The following is a 4,781-nucleotide window of genomic DNA, read 5'->3' as shown; positions in this document are numbered from 1 at the left end:
CGTTCCAGGCGAAGATCACACAGATGAGCGCAGTGGCCGCGATGCCGGGTGAGACCAACGGAAGGATCACCTCTCGCACCGATCGCCACAGACTCGCGCCGTCCAGGCTGGCGGCCTCGAGGAGTTCACCAGGCACTTCGAGGAAGAACGAACGCATCATCCAGATGGCGATCGGCAGGTTCATCGAGGTGTAGAGAATCACCAGGGCCCAGATGTTGTCCAGCAGACCGAGATTGGACACGATCACGTACAGCGGCAGGATCGCCGCAACGACGGGCAGCATCTTCGTGCTCATGAAGAAGAACAACGCGTCCGATGTCTTGCGGACGGGCCGCAGCGACAACGCGAACGCGGCGGGCACACCGAGCAGCAGCACCAGAATCGTCGACATGCCCGTCGCGAACACCGAGTTCAGCATCGCGGGCCCGATGCCCTGATCGAAGACTGCGGCGTACTGATCCAGTGTCGGGGTGAAGAACAACGTCGGCGGACTGGTCGCGGCGTCGCTTTCCTGCTTGAACGACGTCAGGACCATCCAGAAGACCGGGAAGAAGAATCCGAGGCCGACGATCCAGGCCACCACTGTCCACGGGCTGAACTTCTTGGACTTCTTCTTGTGGACGGGCGCGGAATCGCTTGTCGCCGTGGTTCTTGCTGTCTTGTCAACTACCTTCGGGGCACTCATGTCAGGCTGCCTCTTCCTTGCCGGAGAATGATTTGAAGATCAATCGAAGGGCGAAGCTGGCGATGATCATCGTGAAGATGACGACGACCACGCCCATGGCGGCGGCCTGGCCCATGTCGAAGCCGAGGAACGCGCGCTGGTAGATGTAGAACGGCAGGTTCGCGCTGGCGACGCCCGGTCCACCCTGCGTCATCATGAAGATGGCGTCGAACGTATTGACCAGGTAGATCGCACCCAGCACCACGCCCAACTCGATGAAGCGCCGAAGGTGGGGCAGGGTCAGCTCCCGGAAGAGCTGGAGCGCGCCAGCCCCGTCGACCCGGCCCGCCTCGAGTTGGTCGCGAGGCATCGAGGTGAGACCGGCCAGGATGAGCAGCATCATGAACGGCGTCCACTGCCAGATCAACTCGACCATCACCATCGGCAGCGGGAACTGTCCGATCCAGTCGACCTTGCCGATCCCTACCAAGGAGAGCACCCAATTCAGGATGCCGTTGTTGGGATCGAGAATCGTGGTCTTCCAGATCAGCGCGCCCGCAACGGGTGTGATCAGGAACGGAGTGATCAGCAGTGTCCGCACGACCCCGCGGCCCAGGAACGCGCGATCCAACAGCAAGGCGAGCAACAAGCCGAGCAGCGCCGAGATCAAAACCACGCCGACGATCAGGATGACGGTGTTGCCGGCCACCGACCAGAACTGACTGTCCTTGACCACCGCGATGTAGTTGTTCAGCCCCACGAATTGCCGCGACCCGGGGCGAACCAGGTTCCACGACAACGTCGAGTAGTACAGGGTGAACAGGAACGGCACCTGCGTGACCGCGATCATGAAGATCAGCGCGGGCAGCAGAGGCCCTCGCCTGCGCCACCCCTCGGCGCGGCTCACGCCGGTGTCCTGGGCTTCCCGGATCTTGCGGACCCGTTCCGCCACTGCCGCCTGACTGGCGTCTGACTCGGTATCGACAGTTAGAGTCATCACTTCTCCTGGTAGCTCTTGCCGACGACCTCGGCGTATTGCTGTGCTTGGGCAAGCGCGTCTTCGACGGACTTCTGTCCGGCGATCGCCGCACTGATCTGCTGGCTTACCCGCGTCCCCAGATCCTGGAACTCGGGAATCCCAACGAACTGCACGCCGGTGTACGGAACCGGTTGCACCGTCGGCTTGTTCGGCGTCGCGTTCGTGATCGACTGCAGCGTCAACGGGCCGTACGACTTCGCGATCGCTTCGTACTCCGGCAGTTCGGTATAGGTGGAGGTTCGGCTGCCGGGTGGGACCCGGGCCCAGCCCAGCTTCTCACCGACCAGCTTCATGTAATCCTTGCTGGTCATCCACGAGATGAACTTCCACGCCCCATCGGGATTCTTGGCGGCCTTCGGGATGCCCAGCGCCCAGGTGTAGAGCCAACCGGAGTTGGGCTTCTCGACGATCGGCGCAGGCAGGTATCCGATCTTGCCGACCAGATCCGGGTAGGTCTTCGGATCCTCGAGAACTGATACCGCCGACGTCGCGTCGTACCACATCGCCGTCTGGCCCTGACCGAACAGGTTGGCGCATTCCTGGAAACCGGTTGAGGAGGCGCCCAATTCACCGGAATTCTTGATGGTGTCGACGTAGAAGTTGACTGCCTTCTTGACTTCGGGGCTGTTCAACTGAGCGTTCCACTGGTCGTCGAACCAGCGGCCACCGAACGTGTTGATCACCGTGTCCAGCGGCGCGAGCACCTCACCCCAACCCGGCTTGCCGCGCAGGCAGATGCCGGCGTCGGACGCCCCTTTCTCCTTGATGGTCTTCGCCCAGTCGGCGACTTCCTGCCACTGCGGCTGGTAGTTCGGATCCTGATTGACCTTGATCCCAGCTTGTTCGAAGAGGTCCTTGCGGTACATCAGGAAGGACGACTCGCCGTAGAACGGGACCGAGTACATGTTGCCCTCGTAGGACAACGAGTCCCGCAGCGACGGGATGAAGTCGTTCTCGTCGTATCCCGGGGTGTTCTTCGCGTAGTCCGAGAGGTTCAGTAGCCAACCGTCCTTGGCCCATTGCGGGGTCTCGAAGTTGCTGATCATCGCGACGTCGAACTGACTGCCCCCCATCGCGGTCGACATGGTGATCTTCGCGCGGGCCTGGTTCTCCGAGAGCGAGATGAACTTCAGCTTTACGCCGGGGTTCTCCTTCTCGAACTCGGACGACAACTTCTGGGCGTCCGCCATCTGCGAGTTGGACACCAACGCGATCGTCACCTCGTTATCCGACGACCCCAAGCTGCCCGCGCCTGCGCAGCCGGCGGCCAGGGTCAACCCCGCCGCGACGACGCACACCGACAGCTTGCGTAGTGCTGTTCGCGTTCTCATCTCACTCCATCCACTATCGGGATTCCAAAAGGAAACGGGCACAATCGATGTCACATACAAGGAGCTTGGCCAGCTTGCCGCGCAACGCGCCAAGCGTTGCGGCGTGCTTGGTCGCTCCGCTGGAGACCAAGATCGTCTTCGGGCACGCACGCACGTCCTCCAGCGGGACCGACACCGCCCGGTGCGCCAGCTCGGTGGCGATGGGGGTGCCCGCCGCGTCGAAGAAGCGACCGCCGATCTCGCCCACCGCGCCGAGCCCGATGAGTTCGTCGAGCATGCGGTTGTCCAGGAAGCTGCCCTCGAACAGCGTGGTCGAGGTGGAGGCCGCGCCAACGCCGAACAGCATCGCGTCGGCGCGGCGGCCCGCTTCCAGGGTGCGGGAGATGACCGAGTCGCTGCGCATCGAGACCACGGTGGACGGGTCGGCATATAGAGGTGCGGGCAGGCGGATCGCGCCGGCCCGCAGCACCTCCGCGCTGCGGCTCAGGACGAACTCCATGCCCGTCTGGTAGGCCGCGGTGGACATGGCGCCGTCGAGCTGGACCACCGTCCGGCAGCTGGCCACCCCTGGGGCGAGCGCCGTCGCCACCGCCACCTGCTCCGGGCCCCAGGTGAAGCCGAGCACGTCGTCGGCCGACAGGCGGCGCATCAACAGCGCGGCGGCCGCACGCCCGACGCCGGCGAACCACGCCGGCCGCCCGGGTGCTCCGTCATCGATGCCGTGTCCGGTGACGACGGCCTCGGTCAAACCGAACTTCAGCTCGAGCTCGCGTTCCTCTTCGGCGTGCAAGTCGTCCTGCAGGGTCATCGGCACGACGATCTCGATGCGCACCAGCCCCTTGGCCTTGGCCCGGGCGATCAGCCGTCCGGCGGTCGGGCGGGAGACGCCGAGCCGCCCGGCGATCTCCGCCTGCGTCAGGCCGTCGAGGTAGTAGAGCGTGGCCGCACGCAATGCGAGGCGCAGGTCCTCTGGCGTGGAACCCGCAACGCCGACGGAATCGGCCACTTGGCCGTTCGACGTCGGTGTCGCCACGGGTCCGCCCTCTCTCGTTTTCGATGAACAAATGCTCATGGGTGCGGCTAGATGCTCATCACGCTAACATGTGAAGTGTGACGTACACAACACTTTCGACTTCGAGCAAAATGCGGGTCGCCGTCCTCGTCGAGCCCGGCCGGATCGAGATGGAGGAGCGGCCCATACCGCCCCCGGCCGCCGGAGACGTGCTGGTCCGGGTATCCGCGGTCAGTGTCTGCGGATCCGACACGCACTACTACCGGCACGGCCGGGTGGGCGGTTTCGTCGTCGACTCCGACCGAGTGCCGGGTACCGTCAAGTCAGTGGTGACCGTGTCATGAAGCTCAACGCAGCGACCTTGCCAGAGATCCCGATCGCCAAGCCCGGCTATGACCGCGACGAGATCACCGTGGGCATAGTGCATTTCGGTGTCGGCGGCTTCCACCGTGCGCACCAGGCGATGTACGTCGACCAGCTGCTCGAAACGGGCGTCGCCAAGGACTGGGGCATCTGCGGTGTCGGGGTGATGCCCGCCGACCGCAGGATGGCCGACGTCATGGCCGCGCAGGACGGGCTCTACACGCTGGTGATCGAGCACCCCGACGGCAGCCGCGAGCCCCGGGTGATCGGCTCGATCGTCGACTACCGCTACGCGCCCGACGACCCCGAGGCCGTCGTCGAACTGATCGCCGCACCGAGCACCCGGATCGTCTCGCTGACCATCACCGAGGG

5 protein-coding genes and 1 pseudogene are annotated in these 4,781 nt (G+C 64.3%); 2 read left to right on the top strand and 4 right to left on the bottom strand.

Features of this window, described 5'->3' with window-relative positions:
• The 4 genes from QOC69_RS07190 to QOC69_RS07175 form a co-directional block, all read right to left on the bottom strand.
• A partial coding sequence (locus tag QOC69_RS07190) for a carbohydrate ABC transporter permease (RefSeq protein ID WP_526437804.1) occupies positions 1-685 on the bottom strand: 685 nt, incomplete at its 3' end.
• A gap of 1 nt (position 686) precedes the next feature.
• Positions 687-1,661: a carbohydrate ABC transporter permease gene (locus tag QOC69_RS07185; protein WP_526437802.1), complete on the bottom strand. Its 975-nt coding sequence runs from the start codon at positions 1,659-1,661 to the stop codon at positions 687-689.
• A complete protein-coding gene (locus QOC69_RS07180) occupies positions 1,661-3,034 on the bottom strand; it encodes an ABC transporter substrate-binding protein (RefSeq protein ID WP_526437800.1) in 1,374 nt (457 codons plus the stop codon). The genes QOC69_RS07185 and QOC69_RS07180 overlap by 1 nt, the downstream gene beginning before the upstream one ends.
• 13 nt (positions 3,035-3,047) lie before the next feature.
• The gene (locus tag QOC69_RS07175) at positions 3,048-4,106 is read right to left on the bottom strand and encodes a sugar-binding transcriptional regulator (protein WP_526437798.1); all 1,059 of its coding nucleotides are present in this window, start codon (positions 4,104-4,106) and stop codon (positions 3,048-3,050) included.
• Between the two features lie 71 nt (positions 4,107-4,177).
• On the opposite strand from QOC69_RS07175, the pseudogene QOC69_RS07170 reads away from it, so the two are divergent.
• A pseudogene (locus QOC69_RS07170) lies at positions 4,178-4,360 on the top strand (alcohol dehydrogenase catalytic domain-containing protein); the annotation flags it as partial.
• 26 nt (positions 4,361-4,386) lie between these two features.
• The coding region (locus QOC69_RS07165) for a mannitol dehydrogenase family protein (protein WP_526437796.1) at positions 4,387-4,781 on the top strand (395 nt) is incomplete at its 3' end.

Source organism: Mycobacterium sp., from assembly GCF_032162105.1.
In the GTDB taxonomy this organism is placed as follows: Bacteria; Actinomycetota; Actinomycetes; order Mycobacteriales; family Mycobacteriaceae; genus Mycobacterium.
Note: the sequence above shows the minus strand (reverse complement) of the source record. Positions and strands in the feature narration are given on the sequence as shown.

Bases quoted from the DNA above. Each gene is read 5' to 3' on its own strand.
- QOC69_RS07180 (WP_526437800.1), bottom strand. From the start codon at position 3,034: ATGAGAACGCGAACAGCACTACGCAAGCTGTCGGTGTGCGTCGTCGCG.
- QOC69_RS07175 (WP_526437798.1), bottom strand. From the start codon at position 4,106: ATGAGCATTTGTTCATCGAAAACGAGAGAGGGCGGACCCGTGGCGACA.
- QOC69_RS07185 (WP_526437802.1), bottom strand. From the start codon at position 1,661: ATGACTCTAACTGTCGATACCGAGTCAGACGCCAGTCAGGCGGCAGTG.